General features: G+C 71.3%; 17 protein-coding genes and 2 tRNA genes. 5 read left to right on the top strand and 14 right to left on the bottom strand.

Annotation, left to right across the window (positions count from 1 at the left end; all coding sequences use genetic code 11):
* Positions 1 to 22: 22 nt before the first annotated feature.
* Together leuD and leuC are read right to left on the bottom strand one after the other, a co-directional pair.
* Positions 23 to 631, bottom strand: coding sequence for a 3-isopropylmalate dehydratase small subunit (leuD, locus tag J2S35_RS09030; RefSeq protein ID WP_309852482.1), 609 nt, complete (start codon positions 629 to 631; stop codon positions 23 to 25).
* 4 nt (positions 632 to 635) lie between these two features.
* Positions 636 to 2,108, bottom strand: coding sequence for a 3-isopropylmalate dehydratase large subunit (gene leuC, locus J2S35_RS09025; RefSeq protein ID WP_309852480.1), 1,473 nt, complete (start codon positions 2,106 to 2,108; stop codon positions 636 to 638).
* A gap of 135 nt (positions 2,109 to 2,243) precedes the next feature.
* Here leuC and J2S35_RS09020 point away from each other — a divergent pair, with 135 nt between their 5' ends.
* Positions 2,244 to 2,990 (top strand): IclR family transcriptional regulator, encoded by a 747-nt coding sequence (locus J2S35_RS09020; RefSeq protein ID WP_309852476.1) that lies wholly within the window; start codon positions 2,244 to 2,246, stop codon positions 2,988 to 2,990.
* 105 nt (positions 2,991 to 3,095) lie between these two features.
* Here the strand turns inward: J2S35_RS09020 and J2S35_RS09015 are convergent, their stop codons facing one another.
* The 11 genes from J2S35_RS09015 to J2S35_RS08965 all read right to left on the bottom strand — a co-directional run bounded on the left by J2S35_RS09015 (position 3,096) and on the right by J2S35_RS08965 (position 13,919).
* Complete coding sequence (locus tag J2S35_RS09015; RefSeq protein WP_309852475.1) at positions 3,096 to 3,416, bottom strand: hypothetical protein; 321 nt, start codon at positions 3,414 to 3,416, stop codon at positions 3,096 to 3,098.
* Positions 3,417 to 3,596: 180 nt separating this feature from the next.
* On the bottom strand, positions 3,597 to 3,914 hold the full coding sequence (locus J2S35_RS09010; RefSeq protein ID WP_309852472.1) for a hypothetical protein: 318 nt from the start codon (positions 3,912 to 3,914) through the stop codon (positions 3,597 to 3,599).
* Positions 3,915 to 3,950: 36 nt separating this feature from the next.
* A complete protein-coding gene (locus J2S35_RS09005) occupies positions 3,951 to 5,084 on the bottom strand; it encodes a thiamine-phosphate kinase (RefSeq protein ID WP_309852469.1) in 1,134 nt (377 codons plus the stop codon).
* Complete coding sequence (locus J2S35_RS09000) at positions 5,081 to 6,760, bottom strand: GTPase family protein (protein WP_309852466.1); 1,680 nt, start codon at positions 6,758 to 6,760, stop codon at positions 5,081 to 5,083. Before J2S35_RS09000 ends, J2S35_RS09005 begins: the two co-directional genes overlap by 4 nt.
* Entirely contained in the window at positions 6,747 to 8,636 is a 1,890-nt protein-coding gene (locus tag J2S35_RS08995; protein WP_380083465.1) for a dynamin family protein, read from the bottom strand. The genes J2S35_RS09000 and J2S35_RS08995 overlap by 14 nt, the downstream gene beginning before the upstream one ends.
* Positions 8,637 to 8,716: 80 nt before the next feature.
* Positions 8,717 to 8,792 (bottom strand) — tRNA-Glu (locus tag J2S35_RS08990).
* 234 nt (positions 8,793 to 9,026) lie between these two features.
* Positions 9,027 to 9,098, bottom strand: a tRNA-Gln gene (locus J2S35_RS08985).
* Positions 9,099 to 9,225: 127 nt separating this feature from the next.
* Positions 9,226 to 10,731, bottom strand: coding sequence for a glutamate--tRNA ligase (gltX, locus tag J2S35_RS08980; RefSeq protein ID WP_309852464.1), 1,506 nt, complete (start codon positions 10,729 to 10,731; stop codon positions 9,226 to 9,228).
* Positions 10,732 to 10,863: 132 nt separating this feature from the next.
* A complete protein-coding gene (locus J2S35_RS08975) occupies positions 10,864 to 11,637 on the bottom strand; it encodes a fumarylacetoacetate hydrolase family protein (RefSeq protein WP_309852462.1) in 774 nt (257 codons plus the stop codon).
* Positions 11,638 to 11,726: 89 nt separating this feature from the next.
* Complete coding sequence (locus J2S35_RS08970; protein ID WP_309852459.1) at positions 11,727 to 12,812, bottom strand: branched-chain amino acid aminotransferase; 1,086 nt, start codon at positions 12,810 to 12,812, stop codon at positions 11,727 to 11,729.
* Between the two features lie 42 nt (positions 12,813 to 12,854).
* The gene (locus J2S35_RS08965) at positions 12,855 to 13,919 is read right to left on the bottom strand and encodes a 3-isopropylmalate dehydrogenase (protein WP_309852457.1); all 1,065 of its coding nucleotides are present in this window, start codon (positions 13,917 to 13,919) and stop codon (positions 12,855 to 12,857) included.
* Positions 13,920 to 14,112: 193 nt separating this feature from the next.
* On the opposite strand from J2S35_RS08965, the gene J2S35_RS08960 reads away from it, so the two are divergent.
* The 4 genes from J2S35_RS08960 to J2S35_RS08945 all read left to right on the top strand — a co-directional run bounded on the left by J2S35_RS08960 (position 14,113) and on the right by J2S35_RS08945 (position 19,414).
* A complete protein-coding gene (locus tag J2S35_RS08960) occupies positions 14,113 to 15,426 on the top strand; it encodes a sensor histidine kinase (RefSeq protein WP_309852454.1) in 1,314 nt (437 codons plus the stop codon).
* Entirely contained in the window at positions 15,423 to 16,091 is a 669-nt protein-coding gene (locus J2S35_RS08955) for a response regulator transcription factor (RefSeq protein ID WP_309852451.1), read from the top strand. Before J2S35_RS08960 ends, J2S35_RS08955 begins: the two co-directional genes overlap by 4 nt.
* A gap of 180 nt (positions 16,092 to 16,271) precedes the next feature.
* Positions 16,272 to 16,952, top strand: coding sequence for an ABC transporter ATP-binding protein (locus J2S35_RS08950; protein ID WP_309852448.1), 681 nt, complete (start codon positions 16,272 to 16,274; stop codon positions 16,950 to 16,952).
* Entirely contained in the window at positions 16,949 to 19,414 is a 2,466-nt protein-coding gene (locus J2S35_RS08945) for an FtsX-like permease family protein (RefSeq protein WP_309852446.1), read from the top strand. The genes J2S35_RS08950 and J2S35_RS08945 overlap by 4 nt, the downstream gene beginning before the upstream one ends.
* Positions 19,415 to 19,423: 9 nt before the next feature.
* Here the strand turns inward: J2S35_RS08945 and metG are convergent, their stop codons facing one another.
* Positions 19,424 to 20,986, bottom strand: a complete 1,563-nt coding sequence (gene metG / locus J2S35_RS08940; protein ID WP_309852443.1) for a methionine--tRNA ligase — start codon at positions 20,984 to 20,986, stop codon at positions 19,424 to 19,426.
* Positions 20,987 to 21,044 lie beyond the last annotated feature (58 nt).

The raw sequence follows: 21,044 nt of genomic DNA, 5'->3' as shown, positions 1-21,044 counted from the left end.
CCCAAGAACTTCAGCATAGGCGTTAACCTTCGTCGTTCGCTGAAGGCAGAGTCCGGGGGCGGTAGGTGGGGCGCCGAGACTCGAACGCCGCAATGTCCCCCTCGCTCTCGAGCGTCAGACGGATGTCGTCGAGCCCGTTGAGGAGGCGGTGCTTCGTGTCAGAGTCGATCTCGAACCGGGTCTGCACGGAGCCGCAGGAGATCGTCTGCGCCGCCACGTCGATCTTCACGTGGGTGCCCGGCGCGGTCTCGAGCTCCTTCTGGATCCGCTCGATCTCCGGCTGCTCGACGACGGCCGCGAGGACGCCCTTCTTCCCGGCGTTGCCGCGGAAGATGTCCCCGAACCGGGCCGAGAGCACGGCTTTGAACCCGTAGTCTCGCAGCGCCCAGACGGCGTGCTCCCGGCTCGAGCCCGTGCCGAAGTCCGGCCCGGCGACGAGGACCTGTGCGCCCGCGTAGGCGGGCTCGTTGAGGACGAACGCCGGGTCCTTGCGCCAGCCGGCGAAGAGGGCGTCCTCGAATCCCGTCTGGGTCACGCGCTTCAGGTAGACCGCGGGGATGATCTGGTCGGTGTCCACGTTGGAGGCGCGCAGCGGGACGCCGACACCGTCAATGGCTGAGATGGCTTCCATGGTCCTAGGCTCCGTTCGTCGTGGCGGTCAGTGCGGGGGTGTGGGCGCTGGCCGTGTCCGGCACGACATCGCTAGGAGACGAGAGCGTGCCCCGGATGGCGGTGGCAGCGGCGACGAGCGGCGAGACGAGGTGCGTGCGACCGCCCTTGCCCTGCCGGCCCTCGAAGTTGCGGTTGGAGGTGGAGGCGCAGCGCTCCCCCTCGCTCAGCTGATCCGGGTTCATGCCGAGGCACATGGAGCAGCCCGCAAAGCGCCATTCGGCGCCGAAGTCCTTGAAGACGCGGTCCAGCCCCTCGGCCTCAGCCTCCAGGCGCACGCGCGCGGAGCCCGGGACGACGAGCATGCGCACGCTCGCTGCCTTCGTGCGGCCCTTGATGATCTCGGCCGCAGCGCGAAGGTCCTCGATGCGGGAGTTGGTGCAGGAGCCGAGGAACACCGTGTCCACGGCGATCTCCTTCATCGGCGTTCCCGGCTCAAGACCCATGTACTCGAGGGCCCGCTCCGCCGAGACGCGGGCGACGTCGTCCTCCATGAGGAGCGGATCCGGAACGCTCTCCGAGAGGCTGACGCCCTGGCCCGGGTTGGTGCCCCAGGTCACGAACGGCTCGAGCGCGTCGCCGTCGATGACGATCTCGCGGTCGAAGACTGCGCCCTCGTCCGTGGCGAGGCCCTTCCAGGCCTCGACGGCGGCGTCCCAGTCCTCGCCCTTCGGGGCGTGGTCGCGGCCCTTGAGGTACTCGAACGTCGTCTCATCAGGCGCGATCATGCCGGCGCGGGCGCCCGCCTCGATGGACATGTTGCAGATGGTCATGCGCGCCTCCATGGACAGCGCGCGGATGGCCTCGCCCCGGTATTCGAGGACGTAGCCCTGGCCGCCGCCCGTGCCGATCTCGGCGATGACGGCGAGGATGAGGTCCTTGCTCGTCACGCCCGGCCGAAGCCTGCCGTTGACCGTGACGGCCATCGTCTTGAACGGCTTGAGGGCGAGCGTCTGGGTGGCCATGACGTGCTCGACCTCGCTCGTGCCGATGCCCATGGCGAGGGACCCGAACGCACCGTGAGTGGACGTGTGCGAGTCTCCGCAGACGATGGTCATGCCCGGCTGGGTCAGCCCGAGCTGGGGGCCCACGACGTGGACGATCCCCTGCTCCTTGTCGCCGAGGGAGTGCAGGCGGACGCCGAACTCGGCGCAGTTGGCGCGCAGGGTCTCGATCTGGAGGCGCGAGACCGGGTCCGCGATGGGCTTGTCGATCTCGAGCGTGGGGGTGTTGTGGTCCTCGGTGGCGATCGTCAGGTCGGGGCGCCGGAGCGGCCGGCCCTCCTGTCGCAGCCCGTCGAAGGCCTGCGGGCTTGTCACCTCGTGGAGCAGGTGGAGGTCGATATACAGCAGGTCCGGGGCGCCGTTCGTGCCGGCGACGACGACGTGGTCCCTCCACACCTTCTCGGCGAGGGTGAGCGGGGCTGTCGGGGCGTGCATCTCTGGGGTCCTCAACTCTCGGGGCGGACGCGGCGATGGCCGGGTCTTCTCGTGCTGTCCACTGAATCACGACGCAACGGCCCACGGGGGACGCGCCTCGTTGCATCTCACTTATTGAGACTCTAGTATCAGCGTATGGACACAGAACGCTCATCCAGCGGGGTCGGGGTCATCGATAAGGCCGCCGCTGTACTCAACGCCCTTGAGGCGGGCCCCACGAGCCTCGCGCAGCTCGTCACGACCACCGGACTGGCCCGCCCCACGGTCCACCGTCTGGCCCTCGCGCTCATCCACCACCGCCTGGTGGCGCGAGACATGCACGGCCGCTTCGTCCTCGGCAACCGCCTCGTGGAACTCGCTTCCGGGGCCGGCGAGGATCGCCTCATCGCTGCCGCTTCCGCGGCCCTCTTGTCCTTGAGGACGACGACGGGCGAGTCCGCGCAGGTCTTCCGCCGCCAGGGCGACTGGCGAGTGTGCGTGGCCTCGGCCGAGCGGCCCATCGGACTGCGGGACACCATCCCCGTGGGCACCAAGCTGTCCATGAAGGGCGGCTCCGCGGCGCAGGTTCTGCTGGCTTGGGAGGATCACTCCCGCCTGCTCGAGGGCCTGGAGGGGGCCCGGTTCACCCCTGCCGTCCTCGCGGGCGTGCGGCGCCGCGGCTGGGCCCAGTCCTTGGGCGAACGTGAGCCCGGCGTGGCCTCCGTGTCCGCCCCGGTGCGGGGCCCCTCCGGCCGGGTCATCGCAGCCGTGTCCATCTCCGGCCCCATCGACCGGCTCACGCGCCAGCCGGGCCGCCTCCACGCCGAGGCCGTCGTTCATGCGGCCGCGACGATCACGGCCGCTCTGCGCAAGCCCTCCGACGGCGGCGACGAGGAGGACTAGCCTCCGCGTGCGACCTATGCGCCGCACGGCGCTGAAGGCCACAGAAGCGGGGCCCGCATCATGCGGGCCCCGCTTCTGTGTGTGCGGGCCCCGTTCCGGCTGGATCTACTCACCTCTCGGCCGCAGCTCCTGCCCCTGGGCCGCCGCGAGCCGCGCCCGTCGACGCCGCCGAACCCAGGCCCGAAGCGCGAAGTCCAGCAGGATATAGTCCGCCAGAAAAAACGCGAGCAGGGCGACTCCCCACGGCCACTCGAAGGGCGAGGGGACCGGGACACCGAAAACAACGGGGAGGAGAATCCACGTGCCGATGCCCAAAGACCATCCGACGATCGAGAGAATCCTGCCGGCCAGCCGCTCGTCGGGATCCTGCTCCGGCTCAAGAACGGCAGACGGGTCAACGGCGCTAGGCCGAGGCAACTGCTTCATGGATTTATGATAGCGTTCGTATGTGATACGTGTCACTCAGCGGCCGGCGAAGTGGTCCCATCCACCCTCGGGCAGCGGGGGCAAGGAGGATGAGTAGACCTTCGCGTGCGGCCAGGACCGCACGACGCTGCATGACGAAGGGGCGGGGCCCGCATCAAGCGAGCCCCGCCCACCTACGTCTCAGCTAAGCAAGTCACCGAGCCACGTGAGGCCACGCCAGCGCGAGGCATTCTCAGACCGCAGGTACCGGCGCACCATCCACCCCTCGATGCCGCCCAAGACGACCAGGAGCACGATGTCCAGAATCACCCCGTTGGGCCACTCGTAGAACCGAGGCACGTGGACCCCAAAGACCTTGGGCATGACGACCCAGATCACGAGAACGATGATGAGGTCGACGATCACGAACACCCGGACCAGGCCCCGAACCGCCTTGTCTTCATCGGATCCCCCGACAGCCGACGAGTCAACAGAACTGAGAGACTGCAACTGCTTCATGGATTTATGATAGCGCTCGTGTGTGTTATATGTCACTCAGCGGCCGGCGAAGTGGTCCCATCCGGCCGCGGGCAGCGGGGCCCCGTCCAGGAGTACGCGGTCCGCCGCGCCGGTCGCGGCATTGGGCCCCACGCCGGCGACTCGGCCGATGACCTCGAACCCATCCGGCACAGAGGCCGCGTCAGGGAACGTCCCCAGCAGGGCGAAGTCCTCGCCGCCGGTCAGGACGAGGCGGAGCGCAGCCCCGGCGTCGTCGTCTGAGTGACCGGACGCCACGCCTGGGGAGGCCGGCGCGGCACCGGTGCCGACGTCTTGCCGGACAGGAGCCGAGCGCAGCGCGCGGACGGCGGGCAGGAGTTCATCAGCGCGGGCGCGGAGGGGCGCGCCGCTCAGCTCGAGGCGGACGCCCGAAGCGCGGGCGAGCCGGTGGGCATCGCGGCCCAGCCCGTCCGAGACGTCCATGAGGCTCGTCGGCGCAGACTCCCGCCACGCGCCCATGGGAGGGCGGGGACGGAACTGCGCCTGGACGAACGGCTCGGCATCCGCAGTCACAGGCGCATCCCCGAGCAGCAGAGCGAGGCCCGCCGCGGCCCAGCCGAGGCGGCCAGCGACAGCGACGACGTCCCCCGGGCGCGCCCCCGAGCGCGAGACGGCCCCGCTCGGGCCGGGCTCGCCGAGGACCGTGACCGTGCTCGTCAGCTCGGACGCGGTGCCCAGGTCCCCGCCGGAGACGCGGCAGCCCGGGGCCAGCTCGTCCAGCGCGGCCCGCATGCCGCGCGCGAAGCCCTCAATGCGCGCCAGCGGGGTGTCAGCCGGGCACTGGAGGGACCAGAAGACGTGGCGCGGCTCGCCGCCCATGGCGTTGATGTCGGAGACGTTCTGGGCGATGGACTTCCACCCCGCGTCCGCCGGGTCCTGCTCCCGTCCGCACGGCCACGCCCACACGAAGTCCTGGCCCTCGACGAGCCCGTCCACCGTGACGAGGGTGCCGCGGGGCATGTGAACGAGCGCGGCGTCGTCCCCGGGGCCGATCTCGTCGACGTGCGCCCGATCTGGCGTCGCCTGGCCGTCGTGGTCCGCCGCGCCGTCGCCATCCCGTGCCCCTGAGCCGAGGATCGGCAGGAGCACGTCGAGGAGCTCGCCCTCGGTGAGATCCCCGACGAGGCTCATCGAGTGGCCTCGGCTCCCTGCCTCCGTCCGAGAAGCCCGCCGAGCCGTGACCGGCGCGGCGCGGCCGAGGCACGCTCCACGGCGGCGCGGAAGCGCTCGTACCGCGCAAGCTCCTCCTCGACCGGGTGCACGACGTACCCGCGTGCCACCCCCTCGACCTCAGCGGTAAGCCGCTTCCGAGCGCGCCGCCCCTTGATCCGGGACGCGGCCCCGGCGATGGCGGCCGCGAGGAGCGCCAGGAGGATGCCAAGCGCGGCGCCGAGCACCACGAGGAGCGTGGGCACCGGAAAGCCCTCCACCTGCGGCGTCTCGGGCAGATGGAACTGGAAGTAGCCCGCGAGGAAGATCGCCGCGAGCCAGCCGAGGCCGGCCACGAGCGTCAGCAGCGCCACCCACTGGAGCACCGTGAAGACGGGCCACCACCACGCGCGCCGCCCGGCCTGAAGGTCGGCCGAGGCGAGGGCCTGGTCCAGGCGATCCGGGAGCCTCTCGGACTCGCTTCGGGCCGCCCGCCGGGTCGAGGACCGCCACGCCTCGGTCGCGCCGTCGCTCGCCTCGTCCGCGAAGCGCCGCACGGCCGAGTCCGCCCGTGCCCGCTCGGACGCGCCCATCGGCGGCATCGAGGAGCGGTTCACCTCCGGGTTGACGTCCGAGCGGTGCAGGTTGAGCCGGCGCAGCGGGTCCGGCCGGAATCGGCCCACCCACTTGACGAGCGGCCATCCGGTGGCCGCGTGGGAGCGGTGCCGGTAGGACTTCTCGACGGCGTCCGCCACGACGCCCACCCGGGCCGCCGCGGCGAGCTCGGTGCTCAGGCCCTCGACGGACTTCTTCGTCACCCCCGCGGGCTCCCCCGTCCCGGAGGAGGCGAGGTCCCTCGCGGCGGCGTCGACATCGGCCGCAAGGCGGGCGTCGGCCGCGTCCTTGGCGTCCGCGAAGCGCCGGATGCCGTTGCGCACCCGGTCCACGTTCTGCCCCGTGCGGGCGCTCGCCGGGATGACCTCGACGCCCGTCACCCCGTCCTGGCGCAACAGTCCCTGGAGGGAGGCGACGACGTGGTCGACCTCGCCCGGGGGGAGGCGGTCAATCTGATTGAGCACCGCGAGCATGACGGAGCCGTGGCCCGCGAGCGGCCGGATGAAATCAAGGTGCACCGAGGCGTCGGCGTACTTCTGCGGGTCCATGACCCACACCAGCACGTCCACCTGGCCTGCGAGCCGCTCCGCCACCTCGCGGTTGGCCCGCTCCGTCGAGTCAAAGTCCGGCAGGTCCAGGAGGATGAGGCCGGACGGGTTCTGCGAGCCACGCTCGGTGGAGTGAAGCACCTCCCCGTCAGGTCGGAAGCGGCGGTCCGTGACGCCGAGCCAGTCCAGCAGCGGCTCCGAGCCCTCCCTGCCCCAGATCATGGCGAGCGGCTGGCTCGTCGTCGGCCTCGTGGCGGCGGTGCGCGCCACCTCCTCCTCCACGACCGCGTTGAAGAGCGTCGACTTTCCGCTTCCGGTGGCGCCGAAGAAGCCGACGACGGTGTGCTCGCTCGACAGGCGCCGGCGCTCCCCGGCGGCCGAGCTCACGCGGGCGGCCCGCTCAAGGAGCTCGCCGCTCAGGCGGTCCTCGCCGAGCGCGCGCGCCTCCTCGAGCGATTCCAGGCGGGACGCGAGATCAGACTCAGTTCTGGGCACGGGCGGCCTCCCTGGACTCGGTGGCGACGGCCCGGAGGTCCCGGGCGGCGGAGCGGGCATCGGCGGATGAGAACGCGGCGTCCGTGGCCGCGGCGGGAAGCAGACCCGTGAAGCGGGCCTCCTCCTCCCCCATGAGCGAGGCCATGCGGACGCCCAGGTCCTCGCGGGCCTTCTTGGCGAGGCGGCGCACGGCGTCCTCGCCGAAGATCGACTCGAGCAGGCGCTGAGACAGCACGGCGGTGGTGCCCGCAATGCCCACCTCGGCGCCCGTCAGGCCGCCCGTGGAGCCGAAGACGACGAGCATGAGCGCCACACCCACGGCGTTGACGCCGAGGCTCGAGATGCGGGCCATGCGGCGCTTGCCCTGGCCCTCGGTGCGGATGAGGCCGAGGAGATCGTCCTGCCACAGGCGAATCTCCTCCGCGGCGCGCTCCTCGAAGCCGGGCGAGCAGTTGGAGAGGTCACGGCCCTCCACGAGGGGGCGGCCGGCCGGCTCCTGGCGGAACATCGTGTCGGTGCGCTCGGCGGCGTGCGCGGCGGCGTTGACGATGACCGAGTGGAGGCCGGACTCAATCTCCGTCTCCACTTCCACGGCGGGCACGGGCTTGCCCGTGATGAGCGCGCCAATCCTGTCGCGGATGCGTCCGACGCCGGACTCGACACCGCGGAAGAAGTCCCCCGTGCCGATGAAGTCCTGCCAGCGCGCCAGGACCTCGCCGCGGAGCAGGTTGCCGTCCTGGGTGCTGCGGAGGACGTCCTCGGCGGCGATCTCGTAGTTCTCGCGGGCGAGGGACGCCAGGCGGGCGTGGGCGCCCTCCTGCTCGGCGATGCCCTCGGCGAGGCCGTCCATCCGGTCCGCGAGCTGGGCGAGGACGCCGTCGAGCGTCCGGCGCGCCACGTCGGCCCGGGACTGGGCGTCCGAGGCGAGCGTGGCCAGCCAGTCCGAGAGCTCGTCCGTGGCGCCGGCGGGGAGCATGCGCAGCTCGTCGAGCTCGCTCTCCGGGACGACGAAGAGCTTCGCGTCCGCGAGGCCCTCGCGGCTCAGGAGGGAGCGCAGGTCCGGCTCAATCTCGCCGATGACGGCCGGCGGGACTCGGTCGAGCACGACCGCGAGCGTGATGTCCCGGGCCGCCGCGTCCTTGAGGAGCGCCCACGGCACCGCGTCCGCGTACCGGTTGGCGGTGGTGACGAACACCCAGAGGTCAGCAGCGGAGAGGAGCTGCCCGGCCAGGCGGCGGTTCTCGTCCGAGAGGGAGTCGACGTCGGGGGCGTCGAGGAGGGCGATGCCCCGCGGAATGCTCGGCTCGGCGAGGAGGGTGATGGAGCCGATGGCCGCGGGGTCGGGCTCCTCGCCGGCCTTCGTCGCGGGCACCGGGGCCTCGCCCGGCTCGACGATGCGCCCGCGGACCCGCGCCAGGCTCGGGAGGATGCGGGATGTGGCGAACCACTCCTCGTCCTCCGGGTTGTGCAGGAGAATCGGCTGGCGCGTGGTGGGCCGGATGGCTCCGGCGCGCGTCACGGGCCGGCCCACGATGGAGTTGACGAGCGTGGACTTGCCCGCACCCGTGGACCCGCCGACAACGGCCAGGAGCGGCGCGTCGAGGGAGGCGAATCGGGGCAGGATGTAGTCGTCGAGCTGCTCCGCCATGCCCTTGGCCGCGGCGCGCGTCTGGGCTGCCGCAGGGGTGTTGAGCTCGATGTCGACGCCGGCGAGCCCGTCCCGCAGGCGCTCGAGGAGCGGGCCCAGTGCGGGCGCGGGACGCCGGAGGGCGGACGAGCTGGAGCGAGCGGGCTCGACGACGGAGGCTTCGCCGGGCGCGGGGACGCCGGGCGAGTGGGGATCCTGCGGCTCATGGCCGCCAAGTGAAGTGTTCACTCCCCCATCTTGCCAAAGACCTGGGCGGCCGTGGGACACGCAAAAGCCCGGCTGGCTTGCGCCAACCGGGCTTTCGGCTGTGGTGACCCCAGCGGGATTCGAACCCGCGTTGCCGCCGTGAGAGGGCGGAGTACTAGGCCGCTATACGATGGGGCCGTACATTCGCGTTGTCATTTCTCTTGCGAGAAGCTCCAACCTTATTTCCATGGCTCAGAAGCGATCTTCCGATCATTTCCTCGCCCTTTGCCACTCCGAATCTCTCCGAAGCAACTCGTCTAGCTTACCAGAAGTTTTTCTGACTTCCAAATCGGCTAGCCTTTTCAAAATTCGATTCCCGCACTCTCACCAATGATTCCCTCGAGAATCTCTAAAGCGGTGAAACGAATTTCGCTGGGATACCAGGACTCGAACCTAGAATGACGGTACCAGAAACCGTAGTGTTGCCAATTACACCATATCCCAATGGTCCCGAACCCGGCCGCAGCCGCCGTTCGCAACGAGTAATGACTCTACACGGTGCGAGCCGCACATGCAAATCGGCAGGGACCGGCGGTGCCGATCCCTGCCGATGCGCCTCTCCTGGGCCCCTCTAGCCGCGCGCGGCGAAGGCCCGCAGGCGCGCCACCGTGGACTCGCGGCCGAGAATGACCATGGACTCGAAGAGCGGCGGGGACACGCGGCGCCCGGAGAGGGCCGTGCGCAGCGGGCCGAACGCCTTCCGGGGCTTGAGCTCCATCTCGTCGATGAGGAGCGCCCGCAGCGCCGCCTCAACCGACTCCACCGTGAACTCGCCCAGCCCCTCGAGGACCTCCGCGGAGCGCGAGCAGATCTCCGCCGCGTTCTCCGGCAGGCCCTTCAGTGCGTCGTCCGCCACGTCGATGGCGTTGTCCGCCTTGAAGAGGAAACCCGCCATCTCCGGGACCTCGCCGAGGAGGGCGATGCGCTCCTGCACGAGCGGCGCCATCTCCGCGATGATCTCCCGCTCCCGCGCGGTGGGCTCCTCCCCGATGAGGCCCGCGGCCGCAAGGTACGGCGCGAGCCGGGACGCGAAGTCCTCCGGCGCGAGCATGCGGATGTGCGTGCCGTTGATCGCCTCGGCCTTCTTCTGGTCGAACCGCGCCGGGTTGGACAGCACGTCCGCCACGTCGAACGCCTCGACGAGCTGATCCACCGTGAAGATGTCCTCATCTGCGGAGAGGGACCAGCCGAGCAGCGCCAGGTAGTTGAGCAGCCCCTCGGGGATGAAGCCCTTGTCCCGCTGCAGGAACAGGTTGGACTCCGGGTCCCGCTTGGAGAGCTTCTTGTTGCCCTCCCCCATGACGTACGGCAGGTGGCCGAACTCCGGGGTGTACTCGGCGACGCCCACCTTGACGAGCGCGTCGTACAGCGCGATCTGGCGGGGCGTCGAGGAGAGGAGGTCCTCGCCGCGCAGCACGTGCGTCACGCCCATGAGCGCGTCGTCCACCGGGTTGACGAGCGTGTAGAGCGGCTGGCCGTTGGCGCGGACCACGACGAAGTCCGGCACGCTTCCGGCCCGGAACGTGATCTCGCCGCGCACGAGGTCCGTGAACGTGATGTCCTCGTCCGGCATGCGCAGGCGCAGCACGGGCTCCCGGCCCTCGGCGCGGAACGCGGCCACCTGCTCCTCGGTGAGCTCGCGGTCGAAGCCGTCGTAGCCCAGCTTGGGGTCCCGCCCGGCGGCCCGGTGCCGGGCCTCGATCTCCTCGGGCGTCGAGAACGACTCGTAGACGTGCCCGCCCGCGACGAGCTTCGCGATGACGTCCGCGTAGATCTCCCCGCGCTGCGACTGCCGGTAGGGCTCGTGCGGGCCGCCGACCTCCACGCCCTCGTCCCACGTGATCCCGAGCCAGCGCAGCGCCTCGAGGAGCTGCTCGTAGGACTCCTGCGAGTCCCGCTTCTGGTCCGTGTCCTCGATGCGGAAGATGAGCTTGCCACCGGTGTGCCGTGCGTAGGCCCAGTTGAAGAGCGCCGTGCGGATGAGACCCACGTGCGGCGTCCCTGTGGGCGAGGGGCAGAAGCGCACGCGCACTCCCTGCGAGGCGGGTGCGGGGTGGATGAGGGAAGAGTCAGTCATGCTCAGCAGCTGTCCGTTCGGTGTCTGTACGTGGTCGGTGTGAATGCGCTCCGGCGGGGGCGGTGCGGGCGGCCGCGTCGTCGTCATCATGAGAGAAAGGGCGACGACGATGCTGGCGCGACCCGCGAGGCCCTAGCGGCGGAAGGTGTTGGTCAGCTCGCCGATGCCCTCGACGGCCGCCGTGAAGGACTGGCCCTCCTCGAGGAGGCCGACGCCGGCGGGCGTGCCGGTGAGGATGACGTCGCCCGGCAGGAGCGTGAACGCGCTCGAGGCGAAGGCGACGAGCTCGGCGACGGAGAAGACCATCTGGGAGGTGCGGCCGTCTTGGCGGAGCTCGTCCCCCAGCTCGCCGGTCACGCGCACGTCGTCCGGGTCCAGCTCGGTCTCAATCCAGGGGCCGAGGGGGCACGAGCCGTCCCAGCCCTTGGCGCGGGCCCACTGGCCGTCGGTGCGCTGGCAGTCTCGTGCGGTGAGGTCGTTGGCCACGGTGTAGCCGAAGATGACGTCCCCCGCCTTCTCGGCCGGCACGTCCTTGCAGATGCGGCCGATGACGACGGCGAGCTCCGCCTCGAAGCTGATCTCCTCAGAGAAGCTCGGCAGGGTCACGGGGTCCCCGGGGCCGACGACGGACGTGTTGGGCTTGAGGAACATCAGCGGCGACACGCGCGGCGCCTCGTTGCCGAGCTCCGCCGCGTGGTCCTCGTAGTTGCGGCCGATCCCGATGACCTTGCTCCGAGGGATGACGGGCGCGAGAAGGCGGACGTCCTCCAGGCGGTGGACCGTGCCCGTGGGCTGAACGCCCTGGAAGAACGGGTCACCGACGATCTGAGTGAGGCTCTCCTCCTCGGCGTCGACGATCCCGTACGCGGGATCCTGTCCTGGGGCCACAAACCGTGCAATACGCATGTGTCCCATGGTATCCCCCGGACGGAGACGGCCCCGGGGCCCCGGGGCGACCGGAGCCCGCGGGGCCGCAGACGGAACTCTGGTGGCGCTTAGCGGACGCGCGTCACCCATCCGTGGCGGTCCTCGACGGCGCCCGTCTGGATGCCGAGCAGCTCCTCGCGGATCTGCTGCGTCACGGGGCCGGCGGGTGCGTCCGGGTCACCGATGACGTCGTCCCCGTCATAGAGGGCGCCGATGGGCGTCACGACGGCGGCCGTGCCGCACGCGAAGACCTCGCTCACGCGGCCGGAGGCGGCCAGCTCGCGGAACTCGTCCAGAGTGACCTTGCGCTCTTCCACGGCGAGGCCCTTCTCTGCGGCGAGCGTGAGGATCGACGAGCGCGTGATGCCCTCGAGGATCGAGCCGGACAGGGCCGGGGTGACGAGCGTGTCCCCGTCCACGACGAAGAACACGTTCATGCCCCCGAGCTCCTCGATGGCGTTGTCGTTGAGCGGGTCGAGGTACACGACCTGGTCGCAGCCCTTCTGCGCCGCGAGGACCTGCGGCTTGAGGGATGAGGCGTAGTTTCCGCCGCACTTGGCTGCGCCCGTGCCGCCTCGGCCGGCGCGCGCGTACTCGCGCTCCACCCAGATCTTGACCGGGCGAACGTCCCCGCCGAAGTAGTTGCCGGCCGGCGAGGCGATGACGCAGAACGTGTACGTCTTCGACGGGCGGATGCCGAGGAACGCCTCGGTGGCGATCATGAACGGGCGCAGGTAGAGGGACTCCCCCGGGCCCGTGGGGATCCACTCTGCCTCGACGTCCACGAGCTCGCGGCACGCGTCCACGAAGATGTCCACGGGCAGGTCCGCCATCATGAGGCGCTCGGCCGAGCGGCGCAGGCGCTCCGCGTTGGCCTCAGGGCGGAAGAGTCCCACCGTCCCCTCGGCGTTCTTGTACGCCTTGAGGCCCTCGAAGATCTCCTGGCCGTAGTGGAAGACCGCTGCCGCCGGATCGAGGCTGATGGGGCCGTAGGGCTCGATGCGGGCGTTGTGCCAGCCCTTCTCCTCCGAGTAGTCCACCACGGCCATGTGGTCCGTGAAGATCGTGCCGAACGCGGGCGCGGCCAGGATCTCGGCACGGCGCTCGGGGCTCGCGGGGTTCTCGGAGAGGCGTCGATCGAACGACAGCGTCATGGTGTCCTCCAGTGGGTCCGGTGCGGAATCGTCCATTTCAGACTAGGCCAGGCGAGCGGCAACCGCCTCGCCGATGACGCGGGTTCCGCGGGCCGCGCTGCCTGAGGCCGCCCCGTGCTCCGCCACGTCGTCGCGCACGGCAGCCCTGACGCGGTCCGCGAGCGCGCCCCTGCCCAGGTGATCCAAGAGGAGCGCGGCGGACAGGATGGCCGCGCGGGGGTCTGCGAGGCCCTGGCCCGCGATGTCCGGTGCGGAGCCGTGGACGGGCTCGAACATCGAGGGGAAGGCGCCGTCCGGGTTGATGTTGGCGCTCGCGGCGAGGCCGATCCCGCCGGTGACGGCTGCGGCGAGGTCTGTGAGGATGTCGCCGAAGAGGTTGTCGGTGACGATGACGTCGAAGCGCGAGGGGTCGGTGACCATGAAGATCGTGGCGGCGTCGACGTGGAGGTAGTCGGTCTCGACGCCCGGGAAGTCCTGGGCGACCTCGCGGACGACACGCTTCCACAGGGCGCCGGCGTGGACGAGGACGTTGTGCTTGTGCACGAGGGTGAGGCGGCCTCGGCGGGCGGCGGCGCGCTCGAAGGCGTCGCGGACGACGCGGCGGACGCCGTGGTCCGTGTTGATCGAGACCTCGGTGGCGATCTCGTGGGGCGTGCCCGCGCGGATGGCGCCGCCGTTGCCCACGTACGGCCCCTCGGTTCCCTCGCGGACGACGACGAAGTCCACCTCGCCCGGGTCTGCGAGCGGCGACTCGATGCCCGCGGGGAGGATGGACGGGCGGAGGTTGACGGCGTGGTCGAAGGCGAAGCGGAGCCTCAGGAGGACGTCGCGCTCGAGGACGCCGGAGGGCACGCGGGCGTCCCCGGGGGCGGCGCCGATGGCGCCGAAGAGGATCGCCTCGTGCCTGGCGAGGCTCGCGAGCGTCTCATCGGTGAGGGTCTCCCCCGTGGCCAGGTAGCGCTCGGCTCCCAGCTCGTAGCGGGTGATGTCGACGCCGGTGCCGTCGAGGGCGAGCGCCGCCTCGAGGACGCGGAGGGCCTCGTCCGTGACCTCGGGGCCGATTCCGTCTCCGCCGATGACTGCCAGGTCAATCCGTCCGTGTGTCATGGTCCCCAGCGTAGCGAGAAGTCCACAATTCAGACACATGATCCACGATGTGAACGGCAGCGTCGCTGGCGGGGTGCCATGAACGGGGGCAGGGCGGGCGGAGCGGGCGGGGCTCAGCGGGCCCCGCCTCGGGCGTGCAGGATCAGCCCGCGGTCTGATGCGCGGCCGCCCCGCCCGGACTAGCGTTGACGAGGTGAATCCATTCATTCCGCTGGGGGCCTGGCTTGCCACGCGGCGGTTCGGCGTCGACATTGCCCTTGCCCTGCTCCTGACGCTCATGACGCTGTACATGATCCTCGAGGCTGCGTCGCTCTGGGAGCTGCAGGGGCGGCGGTTCGTGTTCTATGTGGGGCTGGGCTGCGTGGGGTTCGCCGTCGCGTTGAGGCGGCGCCTGCCGTCCCACGCGTTCGTCGCGGGCAGCCTCGGATTCCTCGGGTTCCTGCCGGCCTTGGTGTACTCCTTCAGCGAGGTGTACCTCGCGCTGCCGGTCCTCGTTCTCCTGTACACCTTCGCGTCTCATGACAGCCCTGTCCACCGCCGGGTCTCCCTCATGGGCTTCATTGCGTCCGTCGTGCTCCTCGCCTTGTTCCGAACCGGCTCGACGCCCCCCGGGGACGCAGCGAGCGCCCAGGCGACCGTCCTCGCCATCCTCGTCCTGGCCGCGGGACTGACCGCGTGGGCGTTCGGCGACATGGCCCGATCTCGCCGCCTGGCCATCCAGGCGATTCGCGACCGCGCAGAGCGCCTCGAGCTCGAGGCCGCCCAGGAGCGCGAGCTCGCTGCGAAGGACGAGCGCGCCCGGATCGCCCGGGAGATGCACGACATCGTCGCGCACTCCCTCGCCGTCATCGTCACCCAGGCGGACGGCGGGCGGTACGCGGCGGCCGCCGACCCGTCCGCGGCCCCGCGCACCCTCGAGGTCGTCGCGGCGACCGCCCGGGAGTCCCTGGCCCAGATGCGCTCTCTCCTCGGCGTCCTCCGCACCGACGACGGCACGGCCTACGCCGCGGCCCCAGACCTCGACAGCCTCCCCGACCTCGTCGACACCGCGGTGACGAGCGGCGTCGACGCGCTCCTGTCGACCGTCGGCACGGAGCAGCGGGGGCGGCTCGACCGCGGCGCGGAGCTCGTCCTGTACCGGGCCGCCCAGGAGATGCTGACGAACGTCGTCAAGCACCAGGGCCCCGGGGCCGTCGCCGACCTCACCGTGCGCTGGCGCTCCCGCGACGTCGTCCTCTCCTGCGTCAGCGACTGTCCCGCGGCCTCCACCGCCGCCGCCGCCGACGCCCGCGGCCGCCTGGGGACGGGCCTTGGGCTCAAGGGCATGCGGGAGCGGGCCGCGCTGTACTCCGGATCCGTCGAGGCGGGGCCCACCGAGCGCGGGTTCCGCGCCGTCGTCGTCATCCCCTACGCGGGCCAGAGCGCCCCCGCACCCGGCACGCCCGCCCAGCCCCACGACCAGCCGCCCGCCCACCCCAGCCCGCAGACCGACAGGAGGACACCGTGATCCGCTGCGCACTCATCGACGACCAGCCGCTCATCCGCTCCGGCCTCGCCATGCTCATCAACTCCCAGCCCGACCTCACGGTCGTCGCGGAAGGCTCCGACGGCGACGAGGCCGCCCAGATCGTGGCCCGCGAGCGCCCCGACCTCGTCCTCATGGACATCCGCATGAAGCGCGTCGACGGGATCGAGGCCACCCGCCGCATCCTCACGGCGGTCCCCGAGGACGCCGCGCCCCGCGTCATCGTCCTGACGACGTTCGACCTCGACGAGTACGCCCTCGACGCCATCCGCGCAGGCGCCTCAGGCTTCCTCCTCAAGGACGTCCCGCCCGAGGACCTCCTCGCCGGCATCCGCACCGTCCACGAGGGCAACGCGGTCATCTCCCCGACGACGACGAAGCGGCTCCTGTCCCACATGGCCGCGGCCCGGCCCGCGAGCGCCCCTCCCCCGGAGTCCGCGGCGCTCCTCGGCCGCCTCTCGCCCCGCGAGCGAGACGTCTTCACGCTCATCGCCGAGGGCCTGACCAACCGGGAGATCATGGAGCGCCTCTTCGTCAGCGAGCCCACGGTCAAGACCCATGTGAGCCGCATCCTGGCCAAGCTGGAGGCGCGGGACCGAGTCCACCTCGTGGTCCTCGCCTACCAGTGGGGAGTCGTGTCCCCCTAGAGGCTGGGGCGCAGGGCGCACGGGTCAGCCCGCAGGATGACTCCGCCGGCGCCAGAAATCAGGCCCGCGTCCGATGCGCCGGACAGGGCCCGATTCATAGGCTCGAAAGAGTTGCCCGTCGTCGTCCCCGCCGCCCCAAGGCGGGCGCTGGCACCGCACCCGACTCTCGAGGAGCTCTCCATGACCCACGCCCAGCCACCCGCCATCCTCGCCCGCGACGTGCACAGGCACTACGGGGCCGACGAGGCCCGCGTCGCGGCCCTCGACGGCGTCAGCCTGGAGGTCGCCCCCGGCACGTTCACGGCGATCATGGGCCCCTCCGGCTCCGGCAAGTCCACCCTCCTGCACTGCCTCGCGGGGCTCGACGCGCCGGACTCCGGCGAGATCGAGATCGCGGGCCAGCGGATCACGGGACTGGGCGACAGCGCTCTCACCGCGTTCCGTCGGGACCGGCTCGGGTTCGTCTTCCAGTCCTTCAACCTCGTCCCGACCCTCACGGCCCACGAGAACATCGTCCTGCCCGCCAGGCTCGCGGGTCGAGCCCCGGACGAGGCCGCCGTGCGTCGGCTCGCCGAGCGGCTCGGCCTCGCCTCGCGCCTGACCCACCGGCCAGGCGAACTCTCCGGGGGCCAGCAGCAGCGCGTCGCCATCGCGCGCGCCCTCCTCGGCTCGCCCGACGTGATCTTCGCCGACGAGCCCACCGGGGCCCTCGACACGGCCACGGGCGACGACGTCCTCGCCCTCCTCAGGGACTGCGTCGACACCGACGGCCGCACCGTCGTCATGGTGACCCACGACGACCGGGCCGCCGGCGTGGCGGACCGGATCGTGCGCATGGTCGACGGGCGGGTCGCGGCATGATCCCCGTCCTCCTCGCAGGCCTGCGGGCCAACGTCAAGCGCTGGGGCGCGCTCGGGGCCGTCATCGCGCTCGCGGTCGCGTTTCTCACGGTGTCGATCGGCGTCGGAACGCTCATCACGGGCAAGAGCGTCCGGGACGCCCGGGCGGAGATCGCGGGCGCCGGCGTCGTCGTCGAATCCGAGACCGCCGCAGGGCTGGCCGCCGCGACGAAAGACGCGACGGCGCGCGGCGCCGAGACGTTCCTCCAGCGGACGGAGGGGCGGGTGCTGCGCACGGAGGCGCGGGACATCCTCCTGCGTGCCTCCCCCGTCCGGCCCGAGCGGTTCCACCCCCAGACCGTCTCGGCTGGCAGGCTCCCGAGCGCGCGCGGCGAGATCGTGCTGCCCGAGAACATCGCTCGCAGTGCGGGCGTCGAGGTGGGCGGGACCGTGACCCTCGTCAGTCCGGAGCCCGTCGCCTACCGCCTCGTGGGCACCGTCCCCGACGCGCGGATCGGCCTGCCGCCCGCCATCCTTGCGCCGTCCGACTTCGCGCCCGTGGACGAGTCCGTCGCCATCGGGGCGCTGCTCCTCGTGGCCGGCGGCGAGAGCGCGAGCATGAGCACGACGCGCCAATACACCGTCCAGTCGCCGGACTTCATCGCCGAGCGGGCGGGCGACGCCTCCATGGGGCGGGCCTCCACGGCGCCGTTCCTGCTCTTCGCGGTGATTGCGCTCGTCGTGGCCGTCGTCGTCATCTCCACGACGATGTCCGTCCTCACCGCGCGGCGCGCCAAGGAGCTCGCGCTGCTGCGGCTCGTGGGGGCGAGCAGGCGCGCCGTCGCCGGCGGCGTGCTGCTCGAGGCGCTCATCCTCGGTGCCGCGGCGTCTGCGGTGGGGCTGGGCATCGGCGTCGGCGTCCTGGGGATCGCCGTCCTCGCTGTTCCGGAGCTCGCCGGGGTGTCGTTCATTCCGCCGTTCGTCCTGCTCGGGGCGGCGTGGGGGCTCGGCGTCCTCGCGACGTCCGTGGGCGCACGGCCGGCCGTGCGCCTCGCTGGGGCGGTGCGCCCGCTTCAGGCGGTGTCCGACGACGCCTCGCGGCTCGAGGAAGAGTCGCGTTCCCGGCTGTGGCCGTGGCTCGCGGCCGCCGCGTGCGTCGCGGGCCTGGCCGGGACGTGGGGCCTCGCGGTCCGGCACGCGCTCATCCCGGCGACACTCCTGGGGGCCGCGAGCGCCCTCGCGAGCCTGCCTGTGTTCGTGCGGATGGCCCCGCGGCTCACAGCCGTGCTGCTCCGTGCGGTGCGGCGCTCGCCGGCAGCGCGACTGGCTGCGGGCGGCGTCCAGGCCTCGCCGCGCCGTGCAGGGTCCACCTCCGCGGCCCTGTTCATCGGGGTCACGCTCGTGACGATGATGCTCACGGCCGTCTCGACGGGGCGGGACATCGCCTTCAAGGCGCTCGATCACGACGCCCCGTTCGACGTGACCGTGGGCCTCGCGGACTACAGCGGTGTCGCCACCGGACCTGGCGAGGACACGACGCCCGCGGGGCAGGAGCCCACCCTCAGGAAGATCGCCCTCGCGCCGGGCGCCCTCGAGCGGATTCGCGCGCTGCCGGGCGTCGCCGGCGCTGACGTCCTCAAGCCCGTCTGGAAGGGCGAGCCCACGGAGCCCGTGGCGCAGCGCATCGTCTACGCGCTGCCGGCCGAGATCGGAACCGTGGCCCGCGGCGACATCTCGCACCTCAAGGACGGCGAGATCTACGGGGTCGGGGTCAACGAGGACGCGGACTCTCTGCCGAAGCGGCTGTCCGGTCCGGGCGGCTCCATCGACGTGGGGACGCCGATCCGCGCGGGCATGGGCACGGAGTTCCTCGCGGTGACGCACGGAACGGCCGCGCAACTCGGCAGCGTGACCGTGCCGAACACGCCGGACATGCTCGCCGTGCGCCTGACGGAGGGGCTCGACGCCGAGGCCATCGGCCGGGTCAGGGCGCAGATCGCGACGATCGTCGGCGTGGATCGCCAGCAGGTCAGCGGGGCGGCCGAGCAGCGGCGCCTGGTGGATGAGGGGCTCAACGTCCTCCTCGGGATCGCGCTCAGTCTGCTCGGGATCTCCGTCGTCATCGCGCTCATGGGCGTGGCCGACTCGCTCACGCTCTCGCAGCTTGAGCGGTCCCGCGAGGTCTCGCTCCTGCGCGCCCTGGGCATGAGCCGACGGGGTGTGGCGGGGATCGTCACGTGGGAGTCGCTCGGGATCACGGCCGCGGCGCTCATCGCGGGCCTGCCGCTCGGCGTCTTCTACGGGTGGGCCGGGGCTGTTGCCGCCGTGCCGTACGACACCCTCGACTCGGGCTCACCCGTGCTCAACTGGCAGTGGATCGTCGTGACCGTGCTCGGCGGACTCATCGTGGCGCTGGCCTCGAGCATGCTCCCGGCACTCCGGTCCGCGCGGGTCACCCCGTCCGAGGGGCTCTCCGCCCCGTAGGCGCCCGGCCTACGCCTCGTCCGGCTCCTCGTGGCGGGGGAAGATCGGCGCGGGGGCCGGCAGCGGCGCACCGGGGCGCAGGCGCTCGGGCCACGCCGCGAACTGGCGGGAGGCCTCCGTGTGCTGGCCCAGGGCGTCAAGGAGGCGGCCCGCGGACTCGGGCATGACCGGCTGGGCCAGCAGCGCAACCTTCCGCAGCACCTCGAGCGTCACGTAGAGCACCGTCTCCATGCGGGCCGCGTCCGTCTTGCGCAGCACCCAGGGGGCCTGGTCCGCGAAATAGGCGTTGGTGTCCCCGAGCACCGTCCACGCGGCCTCGAGCGCCTTGTGGAACTCCTGGGAGTCATAGGCCAGGCGGCTCGTGGCCAGGAGGGAGTCGGCTGCGGCGAGAACCTGCTCGTCCTGGACGGTGAACTCGCCCGGCGTCGGCACCGCAGCCCCGCAGTTCTTGGCGACCATGGACAGCGAGCGCTGCGCGAGGTTGCCGAGGTTGTTGGCGAGGTCCGCGTTCTTGCGGGCCACGACGGCCTCGTGGCTGTAGCTGCCGTCCGCGCCGTACGGCACCTCGCGGAGGAGGAAGAAGCGCACCGCGTCCAGTCCGTACCGCGCCACCCACTCGCCCGGGTCAACCGTGTTGCCGAGGGACTTGGACATCTTGACGCCGTTGTTGTGGAGGAAGCCGTGGATGACCACGCGCTTCGGCAGCTCGATGCCCGCGCTCATGAGGAACGCGGGCCAGAAGATGCAGTGGAACCGCGAGATGTCCTTGCCGATCACGTGCAGGTCCGCCGGCCAGTAGCGTGTGAAGCTCTCAGAGTCCGTCTCGGGGAAGCCCGCGCCCGTGAGGTAGTTGGTCAGCGCGTCCACCCACACGTACATGACGTGCTTGTCGTTGCCGGGCACCGGGACGCCCCAGTCGAAGGACGTCCGGGAGATCGAGAGGTCGTTGAGGCCCGACTCGACAAAGCGGATGACCTCGTTGAACCGCGAGCGGGGGCCAGCGAAGTCCGGGTGCTGCCGGTAGTAGTCGAGCAGGCGGTCCTGGTATGCCGAGAGGCGGAAGAAGTAGCTCTCCTCCTCGGTCCACGTGACCTCGGTGTCCGTGGCGGTGGCCACGCGGACGCCGTCCTCGCGGACGTGGGTCTCCTCCTCGGTCCAGTACTGCTCGTCACGGACGGAGTACCAGCCGGCGTAGGAGTCGAGGTAGATGTCCCCCGCGGCCTCCATGCGGCGCCAGAGCTCCTGGGCGGCGGCGTAGTGGTCCTCGTCCGTCGTGCGGATGAAGCGGTCGTAGGACGTGTGGACGACGTCGTCGTGAAGCGCCTTGAAGACCGCGGCGTTCCGGTCCGCGAGCTGCCGGGCCGTCATGCCGAGCTTCTGCGCGGTCTGCTCCATCTTCTGGCCGTGCTCGTCCGTTCCGGTGAGGAAGCGGACGTCGTATCCGTCCAGCCGCTTGAAGCGGGCCATGGCGTCAGCGGAGATGTACTCGTACGCGTGGCCGATGTGCGGCTCGCCGTTGGGGTACGCGATGGCCGTGGTCATGTAGAACGGGGTCTTCTCGGAGTCAGTCACCCCTCCATCCTAGTGGGGCTCCCTGCGCCGGCGGGTGCCTGTGGAGGACGACGACGGC

Source organism: Falsarthrobacter nasiphocae, assembly GCF_031456275.1.
GTDB lineage: Bacteria > Actinomycetota > Actinomycetes > Actinomycetales > Micrococcaceae > Falsarthrobacter > Falsarthrobacter nasiphocae.
The sequence above is the reverse complement of the archived record's forward strand: the minus strand, read 5'-3'. Positions and strand labels throughout refer to the sequence as shown.